This is a genomic window from Pseudomonas sp. HY13-MNA-CIBAN-0226 (assembly GCF_040310305.1).
In the GTDB taxonomy this organism is placed as follows: Bacteria; Pseudomonadota; Gammaproteobacteria; order Pseudomonadales; family Pseudomonadaceae; genus Aquipseudomonas; species Aquipseudomonas gregormendelii.
Genome location: NZ_JBEOPS010000007.1, coordinates 155,699 through 181,175, shown reverse-complemented (window position 1 = coordinate 181,175; position 25,477 = coordinate 155,699). Strand labels below are relative to the sequence as shown.

Below are 25,477 nucleotides of genomic sequence, written 5' to 3'. Positions count from 1 at the left end.
AATTTTTCATTTGGACAAACGTCAATGATTTCAGCTTTAGAGCTCCGACATATCGTTGAGAGTGGTTTGTTACCTCGCTCCTGCACTTGCTTCGTGAATCCGAAAGGGTCGCTTTTGATCAAGATGGTTGAGCCATCCTCGGGCCGTGTCGAATTGTTTGTCCCCAAAGTGTTGGCATCGGGTCTGACGTCCAGTCGAGCGATCTCGAACTTGATCAGCGAACTCAGAATTGAAATGGCGACTCGCCAGAAGGCCTTACCTGTTAGCGCAACGGTAAATGGTTGCGGCATGGGAGCCCACCCGGTCACGTCGGCTCAAGGTTTGCGGATGGGATGATCAGGTTGCAGAAGGGACGCCACCGCGATGACCAAGTCGTCCAGTGACCAGGGCTTGTGCAGATATACGCTTGAGGCAGGCACTGCTGTAGGGTCGATCAGATACCCGGAGGTCAGAATTGCAGCGATGTAAGGCCATCGACCCCTGACCATTTCGATGAATTCGATTCCTTGAATCTGACCTGGAACACCGTGATCGGCGATCACCAGCCGACACTGATCATGCGCTTCCAACAGGTAGGTCAATGCGCCATCAGCAGTGTCGAATGCCACTGCCTTTGCGCCAATCTCTGCCACGATATCCATCATCAGCGAACGCAACGTCGGATCGTCTTCGATGACAATAACCTCTCCTTGAATAGGCAATATCCCTTCCCAATTTACGTTCACTTATCGACTCCTTGGCCGGACAAAACGAGCAGATATCTGTTTGGGGTTAAGTCCTGAGTGTAAGCCGTTTTTCAAGATGCGCCGTCCTCTAAGCAGCAGGTGAGCCGGGTACGATTTTCACTCTGTGCCAGAGCAGGCTCGTAGCGATGGATGCTAACCGAACTTCTCGTCGCTGAACGAGTTGGGGGTATCTCCAACTGGTGACACCTCCTACTATGCTGGCGTTACTGCGAGCTGATGAACACTACATTATTGCGGTTTGCCCATCTCGAGAAGCTTCGGCTTTGCGTACAGGCTCAGAGCACAGCGAGCAATCGTCCGAGCTGTTCACGCTCCCAGGCATTCAATAGGTCGACAGGGTCAGCTCCGTCGCGCTGCAAGAGTTCAAGTATCCCGGATCTACCGTCAGGCGATCTACAGTACTCGCAGTAGTCCAAAGAGTCGCAGTCATTGAATAGCATCAGCTGTCAGCTGTCAGCCATCAACCTCAAGGGGCATGAGTCCGTGGTAAATTTCGCTCCATGACTGGATAGAGCTTGGCATCATGTTGCGTTTGCCGCACGCGACGTCCGTCAGTATCAGGCTGACCTCGTGGGCGGTGAGAGGAGAGGTGGTGTTCAAATCATTCTAAGCTCGAGTCATCGCGAGCCCATAGCTAAGCTGCGGTATGAAGTAGCCTGAATTTAGACGTCGCTCGTTCGGGTCAACGAGACCCGGCTAGCCTACCAAAAGAATGTTCACTCAGGCGTTATCAGTACTGAAAACGACACGGTGATGAACTCCTCGTCCTTGCTGATCGTTTCCAGCGCGCCGCGCATTGTGCCTCCACCCTCACCTGAGCCGCCCTGATAGACGAAGAGAGTGAGCGCCAACTTATTTTTATTGATCTTGTATCAGGGAAGGAAGCAGGTCTGAAGCTGGCATTGCGTCTATTCCGTGGAAAGAGGGCAGCGTTGGAGGCAAGCACTATTCCCGTTCATGGCGTGAGAGGTCACATACTCGATGATGGACACTGGCTGGCCCTTCCAGCAAATCTGCGTAGTAGCGAGCGACGTAGTGCTGCAATAGTTTCATTGAGTAGGAGGCGAACGAAATATCCATTGCCCACAAGGATTTCCATATGACGTTCATCGCAATGATCAGTATGGAGGACTGCGTAGTCCTCGCCGCTGACCGTGAGACATTCTCGATCTATACGTCTGGCTCATCCGAGCGCTCCGGAGTCATGGCTAGGAAAATCACAAAAACGGAGGATGGGTTCCTCACAGCTTCTGGTTTAGTCGAGCTTATCGATCCAGTAAAAAATCGGTACGGCAGTGAGTCGCCCAAGGACGTCGAACACATGCTTGCCATCATCGAAGAAGAACAGCGACGGCTCGATCTCCGCGATTCGAAATTGGCTGGAGTATGGATACCCAAGTCAACATGGAAGCTATCTCTCCCTATGGGCAGAAGTGTCGTTGCTGTGTTCTACGATCCGACAGCGCACTCTTTAAGAGGGCTTCGACCCGGTTCCGTCATGATGACGTATCCCGGCGAAGTACCTATCGATGAGAAAATGTATGTGGAAGGTCTTTTTCCTCAGGGTCGCTTCCTAAAGCCCTCCGAAAGCGAGATCTCGAAGGCTATTGATCAGATCCTTCTCGCTGTCACGTTCTTGAGAGAATGTGGACGGCCAGTTTCGCGAGAAATTGATTTTGCGATCCATTGGGGTAATGAGAAAAGGCAAATCGAATTGCTGGCATCATGAGAATTGGGGCAGCATCCGGCTGCTACAAATCCTACCCCATACTTACTGCAAGCACGATTACGAATGTGCGTGTTGAGGACGACGCCCCCACCGATATTGTCCTGTGTCTGAAAAATCAAAGGAGTGCTCGTGTGAGATTCGATAGGCGCGCTGTTGGGCTGAGGAGAGCAAGCTACTTTGGCGCTCGCTCTCTCGGGCTTTAGCCCGGCTCCATCTACCTCGTTACACGGATGAGTCCAAGACATGTAGTGGGGTTACTGTTGATGAGTCTCGCTGAGATGGCGCCGATTTGCGTCATCCCGGTTATAGCCGATACGGATGGAGCCTATTGGCTATATAGCTGGTCAAGCACTGCCAAGTATCGCTGGAATGGCTCCGCAAGACGTTTGGGCAAGGTGCGGTGCCAGGTTCCACGTCGATACTCATTCCAGACGTCTTCTTCAGGACGATGGTTGATGATACCGAGCCGGTTCTTGTACCCCACCAAGGCATTGCCTTTGCCGGCCAATAATGCGGCAATCGCAATGTGCATGAGGTGACTTGGCACATCCTGCGGTGTCCTGGGGCGATCCAGGGTGATCGTCAGGCAACGGTGCTGGTGGAACTCACGCCAATCCGGCCCCGCGATATCGCCTAGGTTGGCAACTTGCTTGGCTGCTGACTCGCTTTTGCCGTTGACGACCCCAAGTAGAACGGTAGGGCTCTGAAGCCCGAGTGCCGAACTGACCTTGGCTAGGGTCGCTTTTACCCGCTCCAGGTGCTCATCAGCGGCAAATATAATGAACTGGTGCCGGAAGTCATCCCCCTCGATTAGCGCAGGGGGCAACTGAACATAAAGCGGATAGAGCAGGTCGTTCAGGTAGATGAACGTCTTGCGCCGGCCCACATCGCTGCTGGACTTCGTTGCTGTTAGCGCCTCCCGGGCCCACTGCGGTGTCAGCTGATCCAGACTCATGTCGGAGATGTCTATGGATATGAGTGGAAAGCCCATTGAGCGACCAGCCAGAGCCTTTCGCCCATCAAAAGCGTGGCCAAGCTCAATTTCGATTCCCGCCAGCACCATCGGATGCCGAAGAATAGGGTTGCCGAGCACCGCCACATCAAGGCGATAGAAGTTGCCAAACGGTGTCTTTATTTTCTGTTCTTGGGTAACACTATTAGCTCCGAGCAGGAGATTGCCGGCCAGGTGATACTGGCTGATTGTTTCATCCATGTAGTACCAGGGCATGGCCAGCCCTGCGTCGAGTCGGCGCTGAAGCTCATCGGCTATCAGCTGCTTGGCTCGCCTGTGCTCCTCGCTTTCGCCAATATGACGTTGTCGAGCTTGTTCCTGGCTGTCGAAATAGTCCGCGGCTCTAGCGCCGCGTTTGCCGGTGTACTTTCTGAAATAGCTGTGTGTTTTCAGCTTTCCATCATCATCGAAACAAGGGCTCACCCAACTTACGAGGTGGTGGGGTTTGTCCGCAGTGACCAAGGGCCACATCTTTCGATAATGCTCCCGGCTTTTAATTTCGTAAGCCGTAATCGGAGTTTGGAAGAGACCTTTCCGTGAAAAGACCACCAGCGCGTCATCCATAGCAATGCAATCCCAAGAGGTATTGCCAAGAAGAATAGCGCTTCGCTACCAGGCCTTAAACGCTTGATTTTGTAGAATTTGAAAGTGGTGCACTAGCGCCGCAACGATACGTTGACGACGCTCTGGTAGCGGGTTGGTTGATGGACTCTCTTTAATTTAGTCTAGGTCTTTGACACCTTCAGTATCTGCTCCGGCATCTGTTTCACGGTCTTGCCGTCCAATAGCAGGCACGCTCGGGTCACCAACGGCCAATCTACTAATGCGGTAAGTGCAAGCGGCTTGGGGCAGAGCAGGAGGAGGTCACCGAGAGTAAACAAAGGGAATGCCTCGACGACTGGATAACTCCTAAGCGTTTTGACTTCCCCCCACCGCGAATCGAAATCTTCGGCAGCATAGGTGTCCTTGATGATGTAAGACGAAACCTCAAGGCTTTTGATACCGATGATTTTCGCTGCTTGATCGACCACCTTCGGTATGGTCGCTGGGGCAAAGTAAAGCGCGCTTGCTACCACCAGCATCATTCCGCCCAATGTGGAGCGTGTACGCGTCCACAGCCCATCTTTACAGATGTAAAAGGCTGCAGCCGGAAAGAGACCGAGTCCCGATACGGTCACGCAGATGCCAGCAAATTTGTACAGTTCGTACCTGTTTGCGGGCCACGGGTAGGTTTTGATGAGGAGGAGCAATGGGAACATTGCAGACAGTGCCGCCCCCCACACCGTCCCGATCAGGCCAATGATTGTTGCCATCCATTTAGTTTTCGCATTTTGAGCCGGTGAAGCTTGGCTGGCGGCGTCCCTTACAGTTGCCCAGAATTTTGGTATCAAAAGCATCACCAGAGTGGCAATGATGACAGTCACCGCTGAGAAGGTAACTACGAAAAACACACTTGTGCGTTGGCGAATAACTACCGCCCACACCATCGCTGCGATGCCTGCTAATGAGGGAAATATCAGCATCAAAGCCATAAACGAGGGGTTGTTTTTGAAGGGGGTCAACGCCGCTGCATAGAACGCGGAAGTGACCATTAGGCTCGCTAGATACAGCACGAGCATAAGTGTGGAAATGACAATCCACGGGAGCAGGGCGCTGGTGTTCCCCAATGCAGGGCTTAACAGGTTTGGATATCCAATCGCGTGTAGATAGGTGTACAAAACACAGAACGTAAGGATAAAACCGAGGCCCGTCAGGGCGGCGCCGGCGGTAACCAATTGGCTTGCATTAGCTTTCACGGTCTGTTTGACTAGGTCTGTGAACGGTATTTGTGAATTAGCAGTCATTGGGGATCAGTCCCTTGCGGATTTAGTTCATGATGTGAGCGGAAACGGCTGTCACCCGCTAATCCAAGGTGCCGATACTTGCCCTAAGTCAAAAATCGAACGGCTAAGACAGCCGTCAGATCCGATGAATAGCTGCTGCGTAATCAAAATCTGCGGTAGCTCCATCCGTTAACACACTTGAAGCCGGTGTAGGAGTTCTCCGGGCACGACCCAGAACTGCACCGCAGGTGAGCGCGCCATGTCCTGGGCTCGGTTTGACGTCGTCTTGATATGCTGGAGGTGAGGGGGAGACGAAAGCTGTCATCGATCTTAACGGCCAGCTCTGAAGGGAGTTCTTGCGTTAAATCGGTGCGGCCTATGTCCGGCTCCAGTAGCCTGGAACCATCTGACGTTATTGAAGCTCACGAGCAGCCACGTCACAGTCTTAACGCAACTCCTTATGCGCTGCGACGCGCTGCATCTCAAATGACCACAGTCGTAAAAAACGGCGCCAATCTCTCGCATAACAGCCCTGGCGTAAACGGGTAGACCCAGTGCTCGCTTCTTCGAAACGAGTCTTCCAGGGTTCTGGTATATGTTCGTCAAGCACGATTACAAAGTGGGATCCGCTGACTCCCACGATTTCGGTTTCCGGAACAGATTCTCGTAGCTCCTCAACCGACATATCGGCTGCATCGCCAATGGGGTCATCTTGATCTTGGCGCTCAACTTCATCAAGAATCGCAAGGCACTGAATCGCTCTGTCAGATCCAGGCTGCAGCCTTTCCAAATCCCAAAGTGCGTAGCGGCGTTTGCGTTCGCGCTTCCAGAGATGATCCGCGTCAACCATCATTATTCTCCGCTATTCAGGCCTCAATGAGTTCGTCAATTCGATCCGCGATTTTAGGCGTTTTTGATAGGACGAGGCAGCGCGTGTTGCCGACAAATTCTTCGGTCAGGTACACAGCGTCGCCGACATCCAGCTCGAGCTCTTGCAGCGCTTCGTCTGGGATTCGAATCGCACCGTCACCATCCCATTCTTCGATGATGATTTTCATGGAGGGCTTTCTCACGTCTGGGTTCCCATTGCTGCTCAGTATGAAATGGCCGCGAGCTTTGCTCTCAAATCCCGCCGCAGCGAGGTTTCAACTGTTCATCCTATGGTTTGCGAGCCAGAGCACATTTCTGCGATGACGAATTGTCGCCAGCAGGTTTTAGCAGATGACTTCAGTACCGGTTTTCGATCCTGTTTCCATCGGTGCCAGCGTCGCAAGTTCTATCTGTGCAGCGAATCGAGCCTCGACCGAGGGCGGGCGAGTGGCACCTTTGGCTATGAAAGGCGCATCGTCATCAAAGAACGAGTTGATCTTCCGGACAGCGTTGTCCAAATACGTACTCGGCGTGGCGTAGTCTCGGCTATATCGGCCCGAAAGGTAATTCACGTGCCAGATTGGCTTACCATCTTCCTCTGTCCGCCACATTTCTCCCGCAATACGTGCAGCCTGCAAGCCGGTCATGCTTGGATGGCCGAGCTTCGGTTTAGCTATATCTTCAGCAACGTAGAGACTACCATCTCGCCCGATGGCCCAGATGAGATTGCGCATAACCGGGTCAGCGACTATGTCCGAAAAAACGTCTGCCAGTTTGTCTCCCTCAGGGTCAAAGTAGTGCTTGAGGCGTGGGTTGCGACCTTTGCCAAGTTCCGAAACCTCACTGTCCTCCAGCTTAATAGGCGCGCGCAGCGCACCGTAAGCTTTGTTCAAATGGTGTTCATAATCGACGTCGCGCAATTCAAGTGCCTTGACGAACGAACCGAAGAAATGCGCTCTATCAGCCGCAAGATCGACATTTTCCAAGCCGCGAATCACCCCGAAGAAGAGCTCAGCGTACAGCGGGTCGTACACGTAAATGCCCGATACAGCTTTACCTAAAGGGATGTCAGTAGCGTCCAGGAGGATCTTGAAGACCTTCTTATTGCCCCACAGGAAGTCTAACTCCCATTGGAGTCTTGCCATTGGGCTCGTCAGGAACTGTATTCGATCTTCTCGCCATCTCTCCAGATCAGTCTCTGTGAAGGTGATTTTCTCCTCGTCGTCGATGTGTAACGTTTCGCCGCCGTGATATTCAAGGGTGTGCTCAAGAACGTGATCCCTCACCTGAGAAATGGAGGAGAGCTTGATATTGAATCGCAGCTTTTCAGGTTGAATCAGATTCGTCGGCGAGGTGAGCCATGCATCCATCCAAAGTCGAATCTGATCTGCAATCACCTCAGCTGTGCCGTAGGCGTACTGGAAGGGCAAGCGGGCTTTCTTATCTGCAGGTACGACGCAGGCATCCGGGATAAGTATTTCGTGGGCTGGCAGCCACGTCGTACCATTATCCTCTGTATGACGGAATGCTAGTGCCCATCGATCTTTGAGATCGGCAGGAGTATCAACGCCGAGCAGGACGTTCAACTCTACCAGTTCAGCCCGAGCATACGGGCCCAGACGATCATCGTGTACGTAGATCAAGTTTGAGCCAAGCCGGAAATCGTAACCAAGCAACGTCACGGCGTGATTTCCCTTTTCCGCAAGAAAAATGGTTTCGCTTTGCTCGCTTTCCTCAGCGGCCACTGACCTTGCCAAGCCGTGGACAACACCAACCAAAATCAGTGGGAGGTTACTATCGATGTGTGCAGTGACACATGCGCGGAACCACTCTCTGGTTTCAATGAGGAGCTGGCTAGAGTGGTAGCGCAGTCCCTCGACATCCAGTGAGCGCTGAATCTGTTTGTTCGTGAGCTCTTTGTTGGGGAAGCCATTATTCGACCCCTCAACGAAATTGAGCGCATTGATCGTGATCTCGCTGCATGACGGCACGTGCTTGACATCACCCCAAGGAAGCGCGTGGAGCGCCGTCCAGATGGCTGTAGTGGCGCATGCCGCCACAACCTTATCCTGCTCTTGGAATGCAATTGAGTCGACGTGCAGCTTTATCCCAAAGAGGTTCACATCGTACTGCTTAGTGATTTTCTTCTTCGTGCCGTCACCGATGCCCTTGTCGCCTGCCAACTGAAGGCAAGTCTTACCTACGAACGTTCGACTCAGCGGCTTGACGACCATGAAGCCAAGATAATGTTTCTGTAGCTCATCAGCCGTCAGGCCGTTTGCATCACGACCTTCTAACAGAAGATCCAAGCTTTTGTGGTCAATGCTACGGCTGAAAAAGTGGAGCCGCCCGCACACGTAACCATCATTGCCGAAGCGCTTGACGTAGTACCTGGAGTAATCCTCCAGAAATTCGCGATCAATATACTTGGGCTCCAAAAGGATCGCAGAGCAGCCCCTCTCCGTCAGATAGTTGAAGAGATAGGTGATCTGTTCTTTGGAAAAAATATCAGCAAAGTCGTAGCCAAAGCGCTCGCGGATCAACGCGCTGAGGGTGGCTTTTTGAAAACTGGAAACGAGGTATGGAGTCATTATGGTCGCGCAAAAAAAAAGCAGCCATGGAGGCTGCTTTCTATCAAACAAGGAGGATTAAAGGCTGCAGGCCTTCGCTAGCACGTCTGGGGTCATCGCCTGAGCAGCGAGCTGACGCTCAAGCTTCTCATTCATTTCATTCAGACGGGAAAGGGCCGCATTCTGGCGCTCGTCGCGCGTCTCGCCAACCCGATTGCGGATTTTGTCAAACAGACGATCTGTTGTCATTCAATCAATCCCCTACGCAGTCACTGTACTTTAGCCCATGAATCACGTCTTTGCGTGCTTAGAGCATGATGAGATGTCACTGAGACGCCTCGAAAAAATTTCGGCAATTATAGAGACGCCTCTTCACGAGTCAATCATCTTCTCTAAGATATGTCTACAGTTTGCTCAGACCGCAAGAAGAGTGAGTCGTTCACCTCTGGCAGACTCTAGCATCGCGTGACGCGGTTGCCCGGTTCAGTATGGCATGTGCATGGCAGACCCCTGCAACCCCCTCATGAGAGCTTTCAGGGAGAAAAGGGAAGCTCAGTGGTTTTCAGATGCGGCTGCAGGGTGCTAGCTCAGTTTGGAGTCACGTCGACTATTTGGGGAACTGTCGACAGGACTGCTCGCCAGTGGATTTAGACAAGCCAAGCCTTTGTGACGCCTGTAATCACGACTCACTCATAAGACGCGACTGCACAGAGCTCCCTGTTGTGATCAGATGTGAGCAGCGCAGCGCAGCTCAGCTAAGGATCTACTGTGTAGCAGACTCTACAAACAGCCCCGTAGCCACAGCATCCACCAGGCCAAGTGTTACTCTCCATAAAGCCTGTATCTTTGAAACCAGGCGGGCACGCTGGCACATCATGTGAACCGGTTTCTGGTGCCAAGCAAGCGCTTGCGTTAAACCGCACTTTATCGAAGCGGCCATTAATGGAGTCCAGTCTCGACGAAAGTGCCGCTCTGTCCTTTATCATTGCTTGAGCCAATCCTCTTGTACGCTGATCCATCTCCATGATCAATCCGTCCGTTTTGCCAGGCAAATTGATGAACGGGCTCGAGCCCATTTTTTCGGTGTTGACTGCAATGCTGCCGGCGTTGTCTGAGGGTTTTTTACAGTTCATAACCAATGAGGTGCTGGTGACCTTGTAATTTTTTACTTCCTTGCCACCAATGGTGCATTTGACATCAGTACCCTCAATTGTGGTGATCTTTGGATTGTCAAAATCCATTGCGCGAAATTCAACTTTTACCAGAAAGTCATTGAGCTCAAAATTCTGGGGGATAGCGTAGGCGAATACGCCAAACCGTTGTAGCAAGGTATCTTTCTCGGCGTCGATGCAGGTTTTATAGGCCGACACCATGCCCGCATCCACCACTCGACTGAATTCCTCCCGTATAGCCTGATCGGTTAATGTCGTCCAAGCAACAGCGCACCACTGATCCAGGGACTCCTTGAAGTTAGACGATGAAAAGACTGCATCCAGGCCAAGCGGTGTAGGTAAGCCTTCAATCGGAATCTTCAGTATCAATCCGGCATTTTTCATGTCTGAAGCAGTTTCAAATTTTGATCTACAGGCCCAGTTGTAATACTGCTGAATTCGGTAACTGCTCGACATAACTTGACGTTCGTCGTACACATTGTCGCCGGTTAAAATTAGCGCGCAGCTTTGACCGAATTCCCCTCCACCTGAAGTGATGGCTGAGAATACATTAAAATCCTGTTCTTTCTTTTGCGCGAAGGTCTGCATTACGCGTGGTGCGGTCGCTGCAGGGGTAGTCTCTGCAGTTTCCGCAGGCGCCATGGCCTCCTCCGACTTCACCGATGTTACCGCCAGCAAACTGCACACAGCGACTGTCAACAGCAGATAACGCTTTAAAGACTTGTTAGCGTTCATAGCGGAGCCCTCAGGGCATAGCTCCGCCGAATATTGAAAACTAACTATTTTTCAATTCAGTGGTGAGAAATACCCAGGCAATAATAGAAGTGATCCACAATTAATTTAGCCGTTAAAAAATAATCAACTGCCCCGCTTGTCGGAAATCGATGACGAAGTTAAAACTAATCGCATTGAAAAGACGGTTAGTAGGATGAGCGGTAGAAGTCTGACTCGTTCGATCTACGCTTGTGTTGGCTGCCCTGGTTTTACCACGATGGATGAGGCCTCTAGATCGAGGGATCGCCATTTCGGGCCTGTACCTGGCTCACGCCGTTAGTCGTATATTTCTTCAATAATGGAGAATTCTTACCATTAACTCGCCCTCGAGATGGGTATCCTGCCATGACTCCATCTACTCCAGTGTCGACCGAGGAATCGCTGTTTCGGGCCTAGGCCCGGCTCACGCTTGAGAGAACTGCGCTCAGTTGAACGGCGAATGGATCATCGTGCGGTCTATTGGCGCCCCTAATGCTTTTGGTCGGAAGGCGAGTTGGCCCGCGCTTTCAGGGGGGCGTGATTGACATCATCGTCACTTTTGACGATGATGAGGGCATGAAATATCCAGGTGGGAAGGGCAAGTGCTATCAGCGCTTGATCAATCTGATGCCGCCGCATCAGACGTATATCGAGACGCATCTAGGTGCGGGCGCGGTCATGCGCAACAAAAAAATCGCCACTCGCAATATTGGCGTCGACATAGATCCGCGCGTGCATAAGCTATGGTCTGAGTTTGATGGCCAAGAAAACATCGAACTCGTCCATGACGACGCCACCTCCTATATAGGTAGGTTCGCCTACGAAGGTGACGTGCTCATCTATGCTGATCCTCCGTACCTCACCGAGACTCGTCGCAGGTCTAAAATCTATCGCTTCGAATATGATTTCGATATGCATGAGCAACTGCTTAGTACTCTGCGCGATGTTCCCTGCAAAGTGATGATTTCGGGCTACGACAGCACTCTGTACAACGACACCCTCTACGGATGGAGAAAGATCACGTTCTTAGCAAAAACTCACGTAGAGGTCAGGGAGGAGTGTGTCTGGATGAACTACGCTGCCCCTGAAGAACTCCACGACAGCCGATATTTAGGCGATACCTTTAGGGCGCGTCAAACGATCGCTCGTCGTCAAGCGCGACTGCAGGATCGCATTCACTCGATGGATCCGGTGGAGCGGAATGATTTCGTTCGTTGGGTTGCTGAGACATATGGTCATGCTCAGGAGGCCGTGTGATGCAGAAGGGTGTCGTGTAGGTTGAATCTCAGGTCTATCGTCGTGAATTCCCTGAAGCTACTAGTGAAGTGCTTCCTGGCGTGGCCTGGGGATTAATAGAAGCGTTTCCAAGTCCCGCCTATTGGGCGTACCAGGTTTGGGCTAACGATCAGGATCCAGACCCATTCAATTACAAGCTCGGCGCCTCTCTCAAAGAGGAGGTCGGGGCATGCTTGCTCGGCGGACACGGTATTCCAGCTAACGTCGGATTGGCTGCTTTCGCACGTCTTTGTGAGCTTGGAGCATTCAAAGAGGAAGTGCCGTCTCAGTAGCAACTGCTCGAGTGGCTCTCGGCTCCTTTGAACGTCTCAGGCAAACAGGTGCGCTAAAGGTTCGCCAAACAAAAAGCGCGGTACCTCCATGCAGCGCTGTCGCAATTAGTTGATGCCCAGCCGCCGTTGTATTCCGGACGAGCTCTTCGTGACTGGTTGCTAACCATCCCTGGCGTGAAACCGCGTCCTGGATCGCCCGAAACTGGCTTGATGCTGATGACGTGGCCATTTTGGATATCCACATTTTAAGGGCAGGGGCACTTGCAGGTTTCTTCTCGCCGGGACTAACCGTGCAGCGCCATTATTTGGAACTGGAAGAAGAGTTTTTGATGCTGAGTCGCGGCTTGGATGTTCAACCTTCCAAACTCGACGCCCTAATGTGGTACCAGATGATGTCAGCACCTACCATCGTTCACGGACTTCTGAGCCAAGCAGGACTCAAGGCTGCCTGAAGCTAGTTGATTATCTCTGGATGACCTATCGGTTGTGTCTAGTCTTCGGTTCCTCTGGTTGGCGTACTCGGCGCTCTGTCTGGAGGCCTTTCTAGGTTACTACCAACCAGTGCCATCCCAGCGCCCATCAATATGCCGGGCGCTGCTAGCTCGCTGGCCCATGGCTCTCCCGTGATGCCTAAAGGACAGAACGCAAGGTTTAGGGCTTCCGCTGTCACGGCCATTATTGCGAGAAGTGCACCAGCGTCCCGCCAAAGGAGGCTCTCCCCACATTCATATTTGTCAGAAGTTTTGCCCGGCTCTGCAACGAGCAGCAACCGGGTTGCATCCTCAGATGGCAGAATAGTTTTGCTGCATTCTTCAAGTGATTTTAGCTCGTACTCTGAGCGTTTCACCTCTATGGGGCCATGGCGGCGGGCATCGTAGCGAAACCATTTATGGGTCTGGGCAGGCTTTACTAGTATGTGAATGGGGTGAACGGCGCCAGCGGATGGAGTTGGCCTCTGCTCTAGATCAAAGCCTAGGTCAGAAGTGGCGATTCCTTGCGTGCGGGCACAATGCCAAAACAATTGCCCAAGCTGGTCGTGATTGAGCGCCGCAAAGCTACGCCGCGATCTTCGACGCTCAATCACCGTCAAGGCATCAATATCTTCGCGGGCGGGGGGAGCATCCCAGATGGCAGGGAACGGCTGAAACTTCCCATCCGGCCAGGCGAAAGGGGTAAACGAGGAGTGATTCGGGAGGAGGCTAGCGAGTTGGAAAGGAAAGTGGAGCAAAGCGGTGCATATTGCTTCGTGGGTATGACGAGCAGATTTTTGCCATGTTGACTCCGATCCCAGCCCAGATTTCGGATACGCCAGATTTGTTTCGCGGGCGGGAGCGATCGCTCGTTCGTGCTTATTGGCTTGACTCAGGCAGTAACGAGAGCAACGTTTATCTACAGCGGTTTTCATAAAAATCTATTCTTACGAAAAATATTTATCTTCTACGTTAAAGTTTGCCCTTAACCCGTCCGATTAGTTTTTAAGAACATAGTGACGGCGATATTTATGAAAAAAGTTACGGCGCAACCAGCAGCGTTTTTTGCAGAACGCGAATTTATATGTTGGAGAGGGCGTGAGGATGACGAAACGTATTCGTGCCAGGTAGCCAGACATGAGGATCATTACGTCAGCCTAAAACTAGACATCATGCCCATTAGACTTGCCGACGCCGTAGCGGAGGAGATCGCGCGCTGTCTTTACGATGCTGTACTGATTACCGTAGGAAACATGGCAGGATTTGCACCCACCCCGGCTGCGCGGGACAGCCTGCTTAAAAGAAAATATCGAAAAGGAGTTTTTGGATGGAGTTATTACGCCGACTGGGATTTCAACCGTCAAGGTTCAGACAGTGACGTTTATTTTGTTGAACTCTCTACGGATGCGAATGATTCAACTGAACAATTAGGTGTTTACACAGTTCCTGAAGGTGGAGTGGAGCTTGTACTCGAGTTCATGTGCTATTCGTTCAGCATGCATGACGCGGTTTGGCTATCTAACAGCTTGATGGAAGCCATCGGAGGTGAGCCTCTGGATGTTTTGGAAACTACTCACGTGAGCCACGTGAGCTCCGTGCCGCTGGCCGTATTAGAACACCATGGGCTTGCTTGAAATTAGGATAACCCCGGCAATCCGAGTTGCGGCTATGACCGTTATCAACCCTCTGGGCTATTTGCCCGGATTACGGTCAAGATGCTGCTAAATGAAAGTCGGGAAGGAGATCCTGGGCAAACCAGGTCGGCAAGCCTGCCTCCAGCCTTTGGTGGTCAGATGGCGGGCATCACCACGATGCCGAGGTTGAGCAGCCGGTTGAGCTGGTCGCTCGCTGCTTCACGTGGAAGACCGGTAAAGGTTACGAATTCGGTGAGGTAGTGAGCCTTGGATTAACAGCGCTAGGAGCGCCGGCATCGTTTCTGGGCTGACGCCTGCTTCCGTCAATCGCGAGTTAGTTCTATAGCCGTAAAAATCGATGCCAATCTCGCGCATAACAGCCTTGCCGCAGTCGAGTAGACCCGGTGCTCGCTTCTTCGAAACGAGACTTCCAAGGCTCTGGTATATGCTCGTCGAGCACGATTACAAAGTGGGATCCGCTGACGCCCACGATCTCGGTTTCTGGAACAAGTTCACGTAGCTCATCAACTGACGTGGCGACTGCATCGCCAATGGGGTCATCTCGATCTTGGCGCTCAATTTCATCAAGAATCGCAAGGTACTGTATTGCTCGATCAGATCCAGTCTGCAGTTTTTCTAAATCCCACAATGCATAGCGACGTTTGCGTTCGCGTTGCCAGAGACGGTTCGCGTCAATCATCATTATTGTCCGCCATTCCATGCCTCAGTGAGTTCGTCTATTCGATCCTCAATTTGAGGCTTTTTCGATAGGACGAGGCAGCGCGTGTTGCCGACAAATTCTTCTATCAGGTACCCAGCGTCGCCGACATCCAGTTCGAGCTCCTGCAGCGCTTCGTCCGGAATTCGAATCGCACCGTCACCATCCCATTCTTCGATCATGATTTTCATAGGTGATTTTTTCACATTTGATCTCCGTTGCTATGAGTCGGCAAGCCGTTCCCGCATTTAGATTCGCGGTGGCTCGTTTACAGATCCGGATAATCATCAAGCCTAAGGCTAGGAGCCCCAACGTCCTCCGGTTCACGCTTAATCGCCTAAGCAGAAGACGGCCAAGAGAAGCGCTTCAGATGCGTCGACAAAGCCAGGGGCGATTCATTCCGATGCTGCCTACCAGCTTGAAACACCTTGCAACCCTTGCGTGATTGAGAAACCGCACGCGTCTCTCTAGATTTGATGTCGCAATGCCGGGCCCCTCTGACAGCTACCCGCTGCCATGTCGGAGTTGCAGTTTGTATAACTTCGACACTTAGAGGAGGGGCTCATGACTGCCCTAGAACCGTTCTTCCTGGCCGAGTTCCTCGGCACCGCCACTTGGTTGTGGCTAGTCTTTATAAGCATCGTGATAGGCCTTTTGGTCTTCGACCTCGGGGTTCTCCACCGTGAGCAGCGAGAAATCGGCGTTACTGAAAGTCTGCTGCTGTCTGCTGGCTATATCACGGCTGGCTTGCTGTTCGGCCTCTGGGTCTGGCAAGTCAAGGGCGGAGACGCCGGCATGGATTTCTACACCGGCTTTCTGATCGAGAAATCGTTGTCGATGGACAACGTGTTCCTGATGGCGATGATCTTCAGCTTCCTCTCTATCCCGCGTAGGTATCAGCACGAGGTGCTGTTTTGGGGCATTCTCGGTGTCATCGTGCTGCGCGCGATCATGATTGGCCTGGGGGCGGCGCTGATCGCCGAGTTCAGCTGGATTCTGTATGTGTTCGGCATCTTCCTGCTGTTAACTGGAGTGAAGATGCTTTTCAGCAAGGTCGATGCCCATCCGAACCTTAGCGAAAACTTGCTGGTGAAGTTCCTGCGAAAACACATGCGGGTGACCGAGCAACTGCATGAAGGACGCTTCTTTGTCCGTCAGGCGGATGCAAGCGGCAAGTCCGCAGTCTGGGCGACGCCGTTGTTCTTAGCCTTGGTGCTGATCGAGTGTGCCGACCTGGTGTTCGCCGTGGACAGCGTGCCGGCGATCTTCGCCATCACCCAAGACCCCTTCATCGTCTATACCTCGAACATCTTCGCCATCCTTGGCCTGCGTGCGTTGTATTTCGCCCTGGCGGCGATGATTCACCGCTTCGCCTACCTCAAGTACGCGCTGGCACTGGTGCTGGTGTTTATCGGTGGCAAGATCTTCCTGGTCGGCATCATCGGCAAGATTCCGGCGGTCATTTCCCTGAGCGTGACCCTGGGGCTGCTGCTGGGCGGTGTGCTGCTGTCGCTGTGGAAAACCCGCGACAAGGCTTCTGCTGGCTCGCAGCTGTGAATCTCAAGCGGTGATGGCCCCTGTCGGCTACCTAATAGCGAATTGGCAACTCTGAGAAATGGGGAGAATGATGAACAAGACTCCTGCAAATTATAACAAAGGGGCTATCACCGCTCGGCCTGGTTGGTTGTTAGGCTGCAGAGTAAATGGCGCAGAAATTGGCCGAGTAGACCGGACAAGCTTTGCGGGTTATAGCCCGCGAAGAAGTCGATGGAGCCATGCGACAATTCAACTATCAGATACGATGTACAATAGTTTAATCAATGAGCGGGAAACCGCTGCAATCAAGCAGTGACTGGACAAGCTCCTGCATTTCGAATTGCACTTCTCAACGATCAGCGCTTCTTCGCTGAACGCCTTGGAAGTCTGATTTACGTAGCTGGAAAGAAGAGCGTCGCACCGGGCCGCCTGAATCAGAGGTCGCTGACCTCAAGGCGGCAATCTGCCAATTTATCAAGGCTCACTATGGGCACTCAGACAAGCCTTTAAGGTGGAGTAAGGCGGCTGAGGCCATCTTGAGCCGGTGCGTAATGAAAACTCGTGATAAAAAATAGATTCATCGATTTGCCACTAGAGCTGCCTAGATTAATTATGATCTGCAGAGAGGAGGGATGAGAACAAACTTGCCAACATGTTTTTTTGTTAAAAACTCTTTTTGTGCTTCTACAATTAAAGAAAGCGGAAAGGTCTTAGCCAGCAGTGGTTGTATCTCACCTCGCTCGATGTATCTCACAATGTTTGAGAATACACGCTCATCCCATGCTGTCGTTCCGATCAGTGTTATATCCTTCAAGTACAAATCACGCATATCGAGCTCAACAATAGGGCCAGCGATAGCGCCTGAAGAAACAAGCCGTCCTCCGCGTTTTAATACTTTAAGCATAGAAGGAAAGTCACTTCCAGCTACGTTGTCGACCACAACATCCACGGAGCACTCACCCAATACTTCTAACAAATTTTCTGAGCGGCCAATCAGTTTGTCAGCACCAATAGCTGCTACTGACTCATGCTTTTCTTTGCCTGCAATCGCGACGACCCTAGCTCCTCTACGTTTCGCTAGCTGCACCGTGGCCGACCCTACACCACCGGAAGCGCCTGTTATCAAAACGGTTTCACCCGCTTGCAATTTTACTCGGTGCAGCATGTTCTCAGATGTTCCATACGCACAAGGAATCGTGCCCAGTTCAGCATCAGTCCAGTCACAAGTAATTGGGAATACTTCACTTGCGCGGACTTTCACATACTGAGCGAATGCCCCATCAAAATCGGATCCCATCCAGGAACTATCCAGCGAGTTAAATCCATGTTCACGGACACAGGGACGGATTAATACACGTTTACCTAGGAGACTGCTATCGCCATCTTCGGCGGTGCCGACAACCAGCCCGCAACAGTCCGTACCCTGAATTAAGGGAAAGGGTGTCTGTTTACTCCAGCCACCATCTGAACTCTGGTTGGCCTTACCGTCGGAAGTCGCATTTGTGGAGTTTTTATTGGATGATGAGTACCATCCAAGCCTTGTATTTATTTCTGTATTATTTACGCCAGCAGCTAACACTTTAACTAACACTTCACCTGGCATGATTTTCGGGATGGCGACATCTGTATACTCTAGTTTTTCGTATCCACCATTACCGGTTGTGACGGCAGCTTTCATTAACCCGTAATTCATGCTTTCTTACTCCTATACTTAGATATGCTTAATGCATAAGTCCAGTGGAGTCTGGTTGGAAAGTGCCCGCCCCTAAAAGTTCATTGTATTCAGTAAAGCCAATGATAGCTCCTAGCCGGCAGTGTGAAAAAACGCCTCGAGTTTCCCATCGCTTAGGATTTCTGAAAATGTCATCACGGTGATTGCCTATGAAGCGTTTGCTCAAGGTGAACATTGACCCAAAGCACATTAATGCACGAAAGCTTCGGCGATTCCGTCAGGGATTCAAATTCAGTTGGCGCAGCCGTGCTGGCGAGAATGCGCGCAGTTTTTGGGAAAGTGGAATGGCAAGTTGGTCTGCGACGACTTTGCGGGCTATGCCCTCCTGCAGGCGTGATTCCTCAGTGACAGACCTTCAATCTGTGCCTTCAGTGTTTTAACGACCAGCTTCGCCCGAGTAGACAACGGCCACTCGGCGCGATGTATCAGCCAAAGAGTGTCCTCAACTAACCGTGGCCCCTCGATGACCTGGATACTTTCCGGTCGTTGAAACGCTAGGCGTGCAGATCGCGGCAACACGGTAAAGCCTAAACCTCTTGCTACAGGTTCAAGGATCAGACCGATCTGGTTGGTAAAACCATGACAAGGGAGGCTGCCGATGCCTGGTGCTTCAGGGAAGTAACGACTGAGCAGACGACTACTCATGGCTCGACCGTCAGGGTGATCTATGAAGCCTATACGTTTCAGATCTTCCCAGCCCTCGACACGCTCTGAGACTGGAGCGATCAGCTCCAGTGGCTCTTCGGTGAAGCGACTAACAAGGAGGCGAGGGTCGTCAGGCTTAAGCGTGGCCAAACCCAGCTCGAAGCGATTTTCCAGCACGCCTTCTAGCACCTCTTTATCTGGGGCAAAACGTTGACGAACGATCAGTCCTGGATTTGTCTGCTGCAAGTTCAACAGCATCGGGTATAGGGCCAGTCCGATACTGCCGGGACAGATCAAGCTGATCTCCCCGTGCTTGTCATCATGCTCGGATAGGCGCTTATTCAGACGCTGATCGGCAGCGCTTACTTCCTCGCAGTATTCCAATAGCGCATGCCCGGCGGGCGTCAGTTCGAGCTGGCGAGGACGGCGTATCAGCAATGGGCCGAGCCGCTCCTCAAGCTTCTGTACATGTTGACTGACAGCGGCCTGGGTCAGGTCGAGATATTCGGCGCAGCGTGTGAAGCTGCCCTGCTCAATCAGCGCGGCGAAAGAGCGCAGCCATTGCGGGTTCAACATAACGATCTCTTATCAAGCCGATAATCTGATGATGGTTTTCATTATGCCATTACCTTCCTAGACTAACCACATCACCAATCATTAAGAGGTACTGGTTATGTCATCTGTCTATCCGCGTAGCTTTTCTCATCTAGGCCTATCGGTCACCGATTTAGACGCCGCCGTGAAGTTTTATACTGAAGTCATGGGCTGGTATCTGATCATGCCGCCGACCACGATTACTGAGGACGACTCAGCTATCGGAGTCATGTGTACCGATGTATTTGGAGCCGGCTGGAGTTCGTTCCGTATTGCGCACCTGTCCACAGGTGATCGGATCGGCGTAGAGATCTTTGAGTTTCGCAATGCCGAAAAGCCGCAGAACAACTTCGAGTACCGGAAGACCGGTATCTTCCACTTTTGCGTCCAAGATCCAGACGTCGAAGGACTGGCCGCCAAGATAGTTGCCGCTGGTGGCAAGCAGCGCATGCCCGTACGCGAGTATTTTCCTGGTGAAAAGCCATACCGCATGGTCTATATGGAAGACCCCTTTGGCAACATCCTTGAAATCTATAGCCACAGCTACGAGCTGATCTATTCGGCTGGGGCTTACCAGTAAATGCTAGCGGAGGACTAGGTTCAGAGAGCCTCAGCATCATGTCTTATGCCGCTCGCTGAATTGCTACCGCACAACTGCTCACCTATCAAAAAGAGGTGTGATTGCCGCTCGCTTCGCCGCAACCGTTCGGCAAACACATCTCCCCGACCCCGACCCCGACCCCGGCACTTAGGCAGTGATGCCAAACCAATCCAAGACGGACGCCCTGAAATGCCCATACAGGCACATTCGCATTAGTTTTGGCTAAGGTCAGTTATCCCACCACGCGTCGCGAGGCGTGTTTGCCTGCGATAAAAGGCGTGAATTGCCCACACCACGCCTAAGAATAGCAACCCTGTTCCAAGCGCCTCCATAGGAGATGGCCAGCGTTGGTTTATGAGCAGGCCCATCGTCGTTGCATAAATGGTTCCGCTGGCAATCAATTGCCCGCTTAGAGCCAGAGGTAGCCGCCGAGTTGCAATTGACCATGCCCAGGCACCTGCAAGGGTGGCCCCTAACCCCTGAATCAACCCACAGACTATTAGCGCCTCAGTACCTGCTAACCCGCTCGGATGGCTAGCGAAGTGCGACAAGCTCAAGTGCAGACCAACGGGTATGAAGGCCAGCATCTCGACGCTGCACATGAAGATCAGCATGGCTGACCACAACATGGAGGACATGCTTGGGCGCTGAGCCATAGCGCTTTCATTTAACAATCCAAAACCAGTCCAAAATCCAATTGCCATTAACGATGCGAGCAGCCCAAGCACTATCGAATCGGTCGGGAGCACTACAGTTGCGCTACTAAAATTAAATACGCTCAGGTTGACCAAACTTATGCCGACTGCCGCGACCAACAGTGGCCCAGCAATGGCCCGCCAAGGCACGCTGGCGCTTCGCATGTTGCCAGCAATCGCGAGCACTATCGGTACTGACCCCATCATCACCGGAGGGATCACCGGGCCAGCGGCCGACACCGCAGTGGTAATCAGAAAGAAGTAACCGATGTATCCCAAGAAGCCTAACAGTGCGGCGAAAGCCCAGTCGCTCAATCGCAATTTCCGCACTTCGCTACGGTGAACAAACAGCACTATCAAGCTACCTAAACCGGCAAAGGCATAGCTCACCACAGCCAGATCAAAAAGGCTGTAATCGCCGACCAGCCCCGGAAAGATGTAGAGCAGTGACCAGGAAAATGTTGCGGCAATGGCCGCCAATAAACCTAGGGTCATACGCTCTGCTCCTGTTGGCCATGCTTCCGGATCCAGCAATGGGCTACGTGTCGGGCAGTATCGAATACCCTTACGTCATGCCCCATGGCACCGCTGACAAAACTGCCCTCCAGCAAGATAAACAGCCCCTCAGCAATTACGTCAGGGTCGCTTATACCGGCGCTCAGGGCCAAGGCAGTAAGATTGTCGCGTATCCCTTGCTTATGCCTGCTCACTGCCAAATGCACAGGGTGGCTAAACTGGGGGAATTCAGCCGCACTGTTAACGAACAGGCACCCTCGCTCGCTATCCTGCAAAAGAAAGCGTTGATACAAATCGAAAAAAGCGAGCATGCCACTGACCGGGTCAGGATGCTCCGCCAAGGTGCGCGCTACCTCTTCACGCCAGCGTCGGTCACGCTCCTCAAGGCAAGCCACTATCAGCGCATCCTTGGAGGGGAAATGGCTGTAGAGCGTCATCTTGGTAACACCCGCCATCGCCGCGATGGCCATCACACCAGTAATGTATATACCTTGTGACAGAAACAACTTTAGCGCCGAATCAATCAAGCGCTTACGGGTATTGTCCAATTGAAGGCACTCCGGCGTGGTGAAGGAGTTCAATATACTGACCGGTAAGATTGAGGCGCTTGCAAATACGACCTGAATCATAGCGGTTGCGACACTGCCGCAGCAGGAAGTCGCAGTATTTGGCCAGTCAGAAAGTTCGCTACGCTAGGTAAGCGCCCCCTGAATCCGCGTGTTTAGACCGTCGAAGGCCGTGCTTCTTACAACGCCGAACAGGAGGGCATGAGAGTGCTCCATCGATGACTGCTTGTTCAGCACTCGCTCCTTCTGGTCAACACTCAAGCCGACTTCCGAGCTTGAGGGCGATGCCTAAACTAGCCATCCGTGGCTTAGAAGACAGGCTTTGCATTGGGTTTGGATGCCGCACAGCAGCGTTTCTCCCGGACAATTCCAAGAAGGCTTATAAGTCGCTAAACCACCTAAACGAGCTAATTGGCCTCAATCCCTCCATCAGAAATCGAGGTTGCCCCGTCTCATCTTGGCTTGCGGACTCGTTTTCGAAGGTCAGTGGCAGCTGGCCGGAGGCTGCTTTCACCAGCAGGCAAACGTGTGTCGCGAAAATATATTTCAGGAGTCCCCCTTGAATTCAAAAAATCGCGACGGAGTTCTTATATTTGAAAACAAAAAAAAGCAGAGATCTACCTGGCCATTTTTCCCGGAGGTATGACTTGTTAGAGAAATCGGATCGATTGCTTCTTCCTCTCCCTTTGCCTCTTTTTTGTCTCTGCTTACAAATTTTGAAAGGACGACTATCTCAGGAAGGGTGTCAGCCCAAGCTTCCTGTAAGTCGTGAAACCTCGCTACTTCGCGACGAAGGTCGCGGCTAGCTTTAGCGTTTTCTTTCAAAGGTCTTCGAGGGCCCTCGAAAATTTCGGAAACCTATGAGTAGGAGGCGAATACGAGGACGATTTCAAGCAGCCTGGCTAGCCTCAAAAACTCGTGAAATCGAGCATTCGAAGCGCCTAGACGTCAATCCCTCGGTGTTCCTCATCGGAAACTGGCGACGATCACTTGCTGTACTGGCCCATAGCCGCTAATAGGTATGTGGTGATTCACGAGGGCATGAAAATGAATACGAGATTCGTTGTAATTCCTGCGATCCCTATCGAAACGGGATCTGTGCGCAACGGAACACGCTTCTACTGCGAAACTGCGCCTATAGGTTTCAACATCTACGATAATGACGAGAAGTCGCGTTCCAAGGCTGTGTATCAGACGCGGTCAGAAGCTGAAGGCGAATGCCAACGTCTCAACCTTGAGCTGGTAAACGCCGTCCTTGCTCAGCAACAATCCAAGCCAGTTCAACGAAATTGATACAAGCTTCCGAACGGAGTCCAAAGAACTCGACCTGAGGCCCTTAGCCTGCCGCAGATTGGTTCTGGCTACTGGTGTGTACGTCCAGCTGAGAGCCCAAATTCAGTGGCCCTAGGAAAGCTGACAAAGTCGGAACGATGATGATTAACGCTCTGCGCATTGGGAAATCAGGATGATGTTGACTAAGCGGCGCAGCTCTTTGGTTAGTTTTATTTTTTTTGCTGTTGGCCTGGTTACTTTTTCTGCTTGGCTGCTGTTGAAGTCCGAGACTCAACGCAGAGAACAGCGATTCTCGGAATACGTGCAGAATATCTCCGGCATCGTGCGAAATCAGCTTGATACCAATGAAGCTGTTCTTGCGGGTTTTTCAGCATTCCTCCAGGCCGTGGATCAGAGCGACACGGATGCTGCGGCCCGTTACGCGGCAGCCGTCCTATCAGCATACCCACATATCTACATGCTTGAGGCCGCGCGGGCTGTTCCCCTAGCTGAGCAAGCCGCCTTTGAAGAACTGTTGCGGCGAACATGGCGGCCTGACTTTGAGCTGAAAGATTTCCCGAGCCTCACTCAGCAGCCTAGCCAACCTCAGGTATTTCTCAATGAGACGTGGCCGGTGTTGTTTATGTACCCGCTACTCCCTGAATCCAGCTCAATCTACGGAGTAAGGCTGGAAACCGTGGCCTACCTGTCCTACGCATTGGCACGAACCCACAGCAGCCAGAAACCTGTTGTTTCACCGGTGTTCTCCATGTACGAGGGAGGCAATGCTTACATACTGATGCAGTCAGTCAGTCGGCCAAAGCAGGTAAGACAGGACACCCGTCCCAATTTCTTCGGCAGTACGATGGTGACTTTGCTGTTGGTCAAGACGAACTCGCTGCTCGATGCCGTGAACAACGCGAACGTAGACTTCTTGGTTCACATAAGAGCTATCCTGAAAACTGCAGCCGGGTCTAAAAGTGATGTGTTTTCCACGCAGACTCAGCAAGCAAGTTTTCTGGATCGCCTGCTATTGCCGCGCCTGGCCAGCCGAGTTGAGATCAGAACCACTTCACAACCGATGACACTGCTGTTTGAGCGTCAGTTGCGTGTAGAGGATGTTTTAACGGCGGAGACATTGATTATCCTCGCGGTTCTGGGAAGTGCACTCGTACTCATGCCGCTTGTTTTAATTCGGCATTTCCAGGCGATTGAAAGGGCTGAGGTCGAGCATGAGCGCTCGGCCTATCTCGCAACCCATGACGTGCTTACTCAATTGCCGAATCGCTACCTTTTCGCCGAACGCTTTGATCAGGTTTATGCCGACTGGGAAGAGAAGGGTGTTCCGTTTGCAGTGCTATTAATTGACTTGGATTACTTCAAGGAAATTAACGATAAGCACGGCCATGAGGTCGGCGACGAGATTCTTCGAGTGGTTGCAGACCGCATGCTCGCGGCCACGCGCTCGTGTGACACCGTTGCACGCTACGGGGGAGACGAATTCGTGGCTTTGATCACAGATCTCAGGAGCCCAGAAAGCGCAGAAATGAAGGCCACGAGGGTGCTAGAAGCTATCGCGCAACCGGTCGTCACGACCATAGGCGAGGTACCACTCTCGTGTAGCATCGGAGTTTCGATCTGTCCTATCCATGGGCAGAGCTTGGATACGTTGCTAAAAGCAGCGGATCAGGCCATGTATGGCGTTAAACAACTGGGTCGGATGGGTATTGCAGTGACTAAAAAGCGCGCGATCTGAGCTCGTTCTCATGAAATGTCTTCGCGTTCATGCCCTGTTGCGAACATGCTGGTGATGATACGGGCATCCAAGAGGGCGTGATGTGGAAGCGGTACCCCATCCTTTATAACCTTCAGAGTGTGAGCATCAATAGGGTGATTTCGCACATTTCTTGGCCATTTCCCCTCGTCATACGCTAGTTCACAGAAAAGCTCCCAGTCATACTGCGGGGAGTCTGTGACAATTTCCAGGGCTTCGTCGAACGCCGTGAGGAACTCGAACAGTGCTGACCTTGCGCTAATGATGGGTAATGCATAGCTCCCGCCCCAGAGCTGAGGAAGGACGATCTTGATTACGAAGTCGCTGCAGTCTGCTTCTCGCCATGTGTCGATCAATTCCGCGTAGAATTCGCGTCCATCCTCGGCTACTAACGCCAGCGAGATAAGCTTTGCTGCCGCCGAGAGCTGCGTAAATTCGCAATCAAGAAAGAGCCGCATGCCGTTAGAACTCCGTAATGACT

At 52.1% G+C, this 25,477-nt stretch carries 24 protein-coding genes; 8 read left to right on the top strand and 16 right to left on the bottom strand.

All coding sequences use genetic code 11. The features are described from left to right. Window positions 1–24 precede the first annotated feature (24 nt). Window positions 25–336 (top strand): DUF1652 domain-containing protein, encoded by a 312-nt coding sequence (locus AAEZ05_RS10005; RefSeq protein ID WP_350647133.1) that lies wholly within the window; start codon window positions 25–27, stop codon window positions 334–336. On the opposite strand, the gene AAEZ05_RS10000 is transcribed toward AAEZ05_RS10005, so the two are convergent. Then, a complete protein-coding gene (locus AAEZ05_RS10000) occupies window positions 315–725 on the bottom strand; it encodes a response regulator (RefSeq protein WP_350647131.1) in 411 nt (136 codons plus the stop codon). The genes AAEZ05_RS10005 and AAEZ05_RS10000 overlap by 22 nt on opposite strands. A gap of 296 nt (window positions 726–1,021) precedes the next feature. Further along, window positions 1,022–1,186 carry a DUF7693 family protein gene (locus tag AAEZ05_RS30715; protein WP_502947763.1) on the bottom strand — a complete coding sequence of 55 codons (165 nt, stop codon included), beginning with the start codon at window positions 1,184–1,186 and terminating at the stop codon, window positions 1,022–1,024. A 659-nt stretch (window positions 1,187–1,845) separates the two neighbouring features. On the opposite strand from AAEZ05_RS30715, the gene AAEZ05_RS09990 reads away from it, so the two are divergent. Then, window positions 1,846–2,475 (top strand): hypothetical protein, encoded by a 630-nt coding sequence (locus AAEZ05_RS09990; protein ID WP_350647129.1) that lies wholly within the window; start codon window positions 1,846–1,848, stop codon window positions 2,473–2,475. 325 nt (window positions 2,476–2,800) lie between these two features. Here the strand turns inward: AAEZ05_RS09990 and AAEZ05_RS09985 are convergent, their stop codons facing one another. The 7 genes from AAEZ05_RS09985 to AAEZ05_RS09955 all read right to left on the bottom strand — a co-directional run bounded on the left by AAEZ05_RS09985 (window position 2,801) and on the right by AAEZ05_RS09955 (window position 10,657). Next, window positions 2,801–4,051: a hypothetical protein gene (locus AAEZ05_RS09985; RefSeq protein ID WP_350647127.1), complete on the bottom strand. Its 1,251-nt coding sequence runs from the start codon at window positions 4,049–4,051 to the stop codon at window positions 2,801–2,803. A 161-nt stretch (window positions 4,052–4,212) separates the two neighbouring features. Further along, window positions 4,213–5,331, bottom strand: coding sequence for a hypothetical protein (locus AAEZ05_RS09980; protein WP_350647125.1), 1,119 nt, complete (start codon window positions 5,329–5,331; stop codon window positions 4,213–4,215). A gap of 424 nt (window positions 5,332–5,755) precedes the next feature. After that, the gene (locus tag AAEZ05_RS09975; protein WP_350647123.1) at window positions 5,756–6,163 is read right to left on the bottom strand and encodes a hypothetical protein; all 408 of its coding nucleotides are present in this window, start codon (window positions 6,161–6,163) and stop codon (window positions 5,756–5,758) included. Between the two features lie 13 nt (window positions 6,164–6,176). Beyond that, a complete protein-coding gene (locus AAEZ05_RS09970; protein WP_350647121.1) occupies window positions 6,177–6,383 on the bottom strand; it encodes an AbrB/MazE/SpoVT family DNA-binding domain-containing protein in 207 nt (68 codons plus the stop codon). A gap of 141 nt (window positions 6,384–6,524) precedes the next feature. Further along, the gene (locus tag AAEZ05_RS09965) at window positions 6,525–8,771 is read right to left on the bottom strand and encodes a hypothetical protein (protein ID WP_350647119.1); all 2,247 of its coding nucleotides are present in this window, start codon (window positions 8,769–8,771) and stop codon (window positions 6,525–6,527) included. Window positions 8,772–8,828: 57 nt separating this feature from the next. Continuing rightward, on the bottom strand, window positions 8,829–8,999 hold the full coding sequence (locus tag AAEZ05_RS09960; RefSeq protein ID WP_350647117.1) for a hypothetical protein: 171 nt from the start codon (window positions 8,997–8,999) through the stop codon (window positions 8,829–8,831). A 506-nt stretch (window positions 9,000–9,505) separates the two neighbouring features. Continuing rightward, on the bottom strand, window positions 9,506–10,657 hold the full coding sequence (locus tag AAEZ05_RS09955; protein ID WP_350647115.1) for a hypothetical protein: 1,152 nt from the start codon (window positions 10,655–10,657) through the stop codon (window positions 9,506–9,508). A 555-nt stretch (window positions 10,658–11,212) separates the two neighbouring features. On the opposite strand from AAEZ05_RS09955, the gene AAEZ05_RS09950 reads away from it, so the two are divergent. The 3 genes from AAEZ05_RS09950 to AAEZ05_RS09940 all read left to right on the top strand — a co-directional run bounded on the left by AAEZ05_RS09950 (window position 11,213) and on the right by AAEZ05_RS09940 (window position 14,347). Beyond that, a complete protein-coding gene (locus AAEZ05_RS09950) occupies window positions 11,213–11,932 on the top strand; it encodes a DNA adenine methylase (protein WP_350647113.1) in 720 nt (239 codons plus the stop codon). Window positions 11,933–12,464: 532 nt separating this feature from the next. Then, window positions 12,465–12,695: a hypothetical protein gene (locus AAEZ05_RS09945; RefSeq protein WP_350647111.1), complete on the top strand. Its 231-nt coding sequence runs from the start codon at window positions 12,465–12,467 to the stop codon at window positions 12,693–12,695. Window positions 12,696–13,744: 1,049 nt separating this feature from the next. After that, window positions 13,745–14,347, top strand: a complete 603-nt coding sequence (locus AAEZ05_RS09940) for a hypothetical protein (protein ID WP_350647109.1) — start codon at window positions 13,745–13,747, stop codon at window positions 14,345–14,347. A gap of 340 nt (window positions 14,348–14,687) precedes the next feature. Here the strand turns inward: AAEZ05_RS09940 and AAEZ05_RS09935 are convergent, their stop codons facing one another. After that, window positions 14,688–15,050: a hypothetical protein gene (locus AAEZ05_RS09935; protein WP_350647107.1), complete on the bottom strand. Its 363-nt coding sequence runs from the start codon at window positions 15,048–15,050 to the stop codon at window positions 14,688–14,690. Beyond that, a complete protein-coding gene (locus AAEZ05_RS09930) occupies window positions 15,050–15,271 on the bottom strand; it encodes an AbrB/MazE/SpoVT family DNA-binding domain-containing protein (RefSeq protein WP_350647105.1) in 222 nt (73 codons plus the stop codon). Before AAEZ05_RS09930 ends, AAEZ05_RS09935 begins: the two co-directional genes overlap by 1 nt. Before the next feature lie 358 nt (window positions 15,272–15,629). Here AAEZ05_RS09930 and AAEZ05_RS09925 point away from each other — a divergent pair, with 358 nt between their 5' ends. Next, window positions 15,630–16,622 carry a TerC family protein gene (locus AAEZ05_RS09925; RefSeq protein ID WP_350647103.1) on the top strand — a complete coding sequence of 331 codons (993 nt, stop codon included), beginning with the start codon at window positions 15,630–15,632 and terminating at the stop codon, window positions 16,620–16,622. Window positions 16,623–17,211: 589 nt separating this feature from the next. On the opposite strand, the gene AAEZ05_RS09915 is transcribed toward AAEZ05_RS09925, so the two are convergent. Further along, complete coding sequence (locus AAEZ05_RS09915; RefSeq protein ID WP_350647101.1) at window positions 17,212–18,294, bottom strand: alcohol dehydrogenase family protein; 1,083 nt, start codon at window positions 18,292–18,294, stop codon at window positions 17,212–17,214. Window positions 18,295–18,648: 354 nt separating this feature from the next. Then, entirely contained in the window at window positions 18,649–19,554 is a 906-nt protein-coding gene (locus AAEZ05_RS09910) for a LysR family transcriptional regulator (protein WP_350647099.1), read from the bottom strand. A 97-nt stretch (window positions 19,555–19,651) separates the two neighbouring features. Here AAEZ05_RS09910 and AAEZ05_RS09905 point away from each other — a divergent pair, with 97 nt between their 5' ends. Continuing rightward, entirely contained in the window at window positions 19,652–20,152 is a 501-nt protein-coding gene (locus AAEZ05_RS09905; protein ID WP_350647097.1) for a lactoylglutathione lyase family protein, read from the top strand. A 233-nt stretch (window positions 20,153–20,385) separates the two neighbouring features. Here the strand turns inward: AAEZ05_RS09905 and AAEZ05_RS09900 are convergent, their stop codons facing one another. Both AAEZ05_RS09900 and AAEZ05_RS09895 read right to left on the bottom strand, forming a co-directional pair. After that, window positions 20,386–21,363 carry a DMT family transporter gene (locus AAEZ05_RS09900; protein WP_350647095.1) on the bottom strand — a complete coding sequence of 326 codons (978 nt, stop codon included), beginning with the start codon at window positions 21,361–21,363 and terminating at the stop codon, window positions 20,386–20,388. Beyond that, window positions 21,360–21,932: a TetR/AcrR family transcriptional regulator gene (locus AAEZ05_RS09895; RefSeq protein ID WP_350647093.1), complete on the bottom strand. Its 573-nt coding sequence runs from the start codon at window positions 21,930–21,932 to the stop codon at window positions 21,360–21,362. The genes AAEZ05_RS09900 and AAEZ05_RS09895 overlap by 4 nt, the downstream gene beginning before the upstream one ends. A gap of 1,486 nt (window positions 21,933–23,418) precedes the next feature. Between AAEZ05_RS09895 and AAEZ05_RS09890 the strand changes: the two genes are divergently transcribed. After that, complete coding sequence (locus tag AAEZ05_RS09890) at window positions 23,419–24,978, top strand: diguanylate cyclase domain-containing protein (RefSeq protein WP_350647261.1); 1,560 nt, start codon at window positions 23,419–23,421, stop codon at window positions 24,976–24,978. A gap of 8 nt (window positions 24,979–24,986) precedes the next feature. Here the strand turns inward: AAEZ05_RS09890 and AAEZ05_RS09885 are convergent, their stop codons facing one another. Continuing rightward, complete coding sequence (locus tag AAEZ05_RS09885; RefSeq protein ID WP_350647091.1) at window positions 24,987–25,454, bottom strand: 3'-5' exonuclease family protein; 468 nt, start codon at window positions 25,452–25,454, stop codon at window positions 24,987–24,989. Window positions 25,455–25,477: the final 23 nt, after the last annotated feature.

Excerpts from the sequence above, each read along its gene's own strand:
- AAEZ05_RS09940 (WP_350647109.1), top strand. The coding sequence starts at position 13,745 with ATGAAAAAAGTTACGGCGCAACCAGCAGCGTTTTTTGCAGAACGCGAA.
- AAEZ05_RS09925 (WP_350647103.1), top strand. The coding sequence starts at position 15,630 with ATGACTGCCCTAGAACCGTTCTTCCTGGCCGAGTTCCTCGGCACCGCC.
- AAEZ05_RS09905 (WP_350647097.1), top strand. The coding sequence starts at position 19,652 with ATGTCATCTGTCTATCCGCGTAGCTTTTCTCATCTAGGCCTATCGGTC.
- AAEZ05_RS09990 (WP_350647129.1), top strand. The coding sequence starts at position 1,846 with ATGACGTTCATCGCAATGATCAGTATGGAGGACTGCGTAGTCCTCGCC.
- AAEZ05_RS09900 (WP_350647095.1), bottom strand. The coding sequence starts at position 21,363 with ATGACCCTAGGTTTATTGGCGGCCATTGCCGCAACATTTTCCTGGTCA.
- AAEZ05_RS09890 (WP_350647261.1), top strand. The coding sequence starts at position 23,419 with ATGTTGACTAAGCGGCGCAGCTCTTTGGTTAGTTTTATTTTTTTTGCT.
- AAEZ05_RS09985 (WP_350647127.1), bottom strand. The coding sequence starts at position 4,051 with ATGGATGACGCGCTGGTGGTCTTTTCACGGAAAGGTCTCTTCCAAACT.
- AAEZ05_RS09885 (WP_350647091.1), bottom strand. The coding sequence starts at position 25,454 with ATGCGGCTCTTTCTTGATTGCGAATTTACGCAGCTCTCGGCGGCAGCA.
- AAEZ05_RS30715 (WP_502947763.1), bottom strand. The coding sequence starts at position 1,186 with ATGCTATTCAATGACTGCGACTCTTTGGACTACTGCGAGTACTGTAGA.
- AAEZ05_RS09910 (WP_350647099.1), bottom strand. The coding sequence starts at position 19,554 with ATGTTGAACCCGCAATGGCTGCGCTCTTTCGCCGCGCTGATTGAGCAG.
- AAEZ05_RS09915 (WP_350647101.1), bottom strand. The coding sequence starts at position 18,294 with ATGAATTACGGGTTAATGAAAGCTGCCGTCACAACCGGTAATGGTGGA.
- AAEZ05_RS09960 (WP_350647117.1), bottom strand. The coding sequence starts at position 8,999 with ATGACAACAGATCGTCTGTTTGACAAAATCCGCAATCGGGTTGGCGAG.
- AAEZ05_RS09955 (WP_350647115.1), bottom strand. The coding sequence starts at position 10,657 with ATGAACGCTAACAAGTCTTTAAAGCGTTATCTGCTGTTGACAGTCGCT.
- AAEZ05_RS09975 (WP_350647123.1), bottom strand. The coding sequence starts at position 6,163 with ATGATGGTTGACGCGGATCATCTCTGGAAGCGCGAACGCAAACGCCGC.
- AAEZ05_RS09965 (WP_350647119.1), bottom strand. The coding sequence starts at position 8,771 with ATGACTCCATACCTCGTTTCCAGTTTTCAAAAAGCCACCCTCAGCGCG.
- AAEZ05_RS09935 (WP_350647107.1), bottom strand. The coding sequence starts at position 15,050 with ATGATGATTGACGCGAACCGTCTCTGGCAACGCGAACGCAAACGTCGC.
- AAEZ05_RS09980 (WP_350647125.1), bottom strand. The coding sequence starts at position 5,331 with ATGACTGCTAATTCACAAATACCGTTCACAGACCTAGTCAAACAGACC.
- AAEZ05_RS10005 (WP_350647133.1), top strand. The coding sequence starts at position 25 with ATGATTTCAGCTTTAGAGCTCCGACATATCGTTGAGAGTGGTTTGTTA.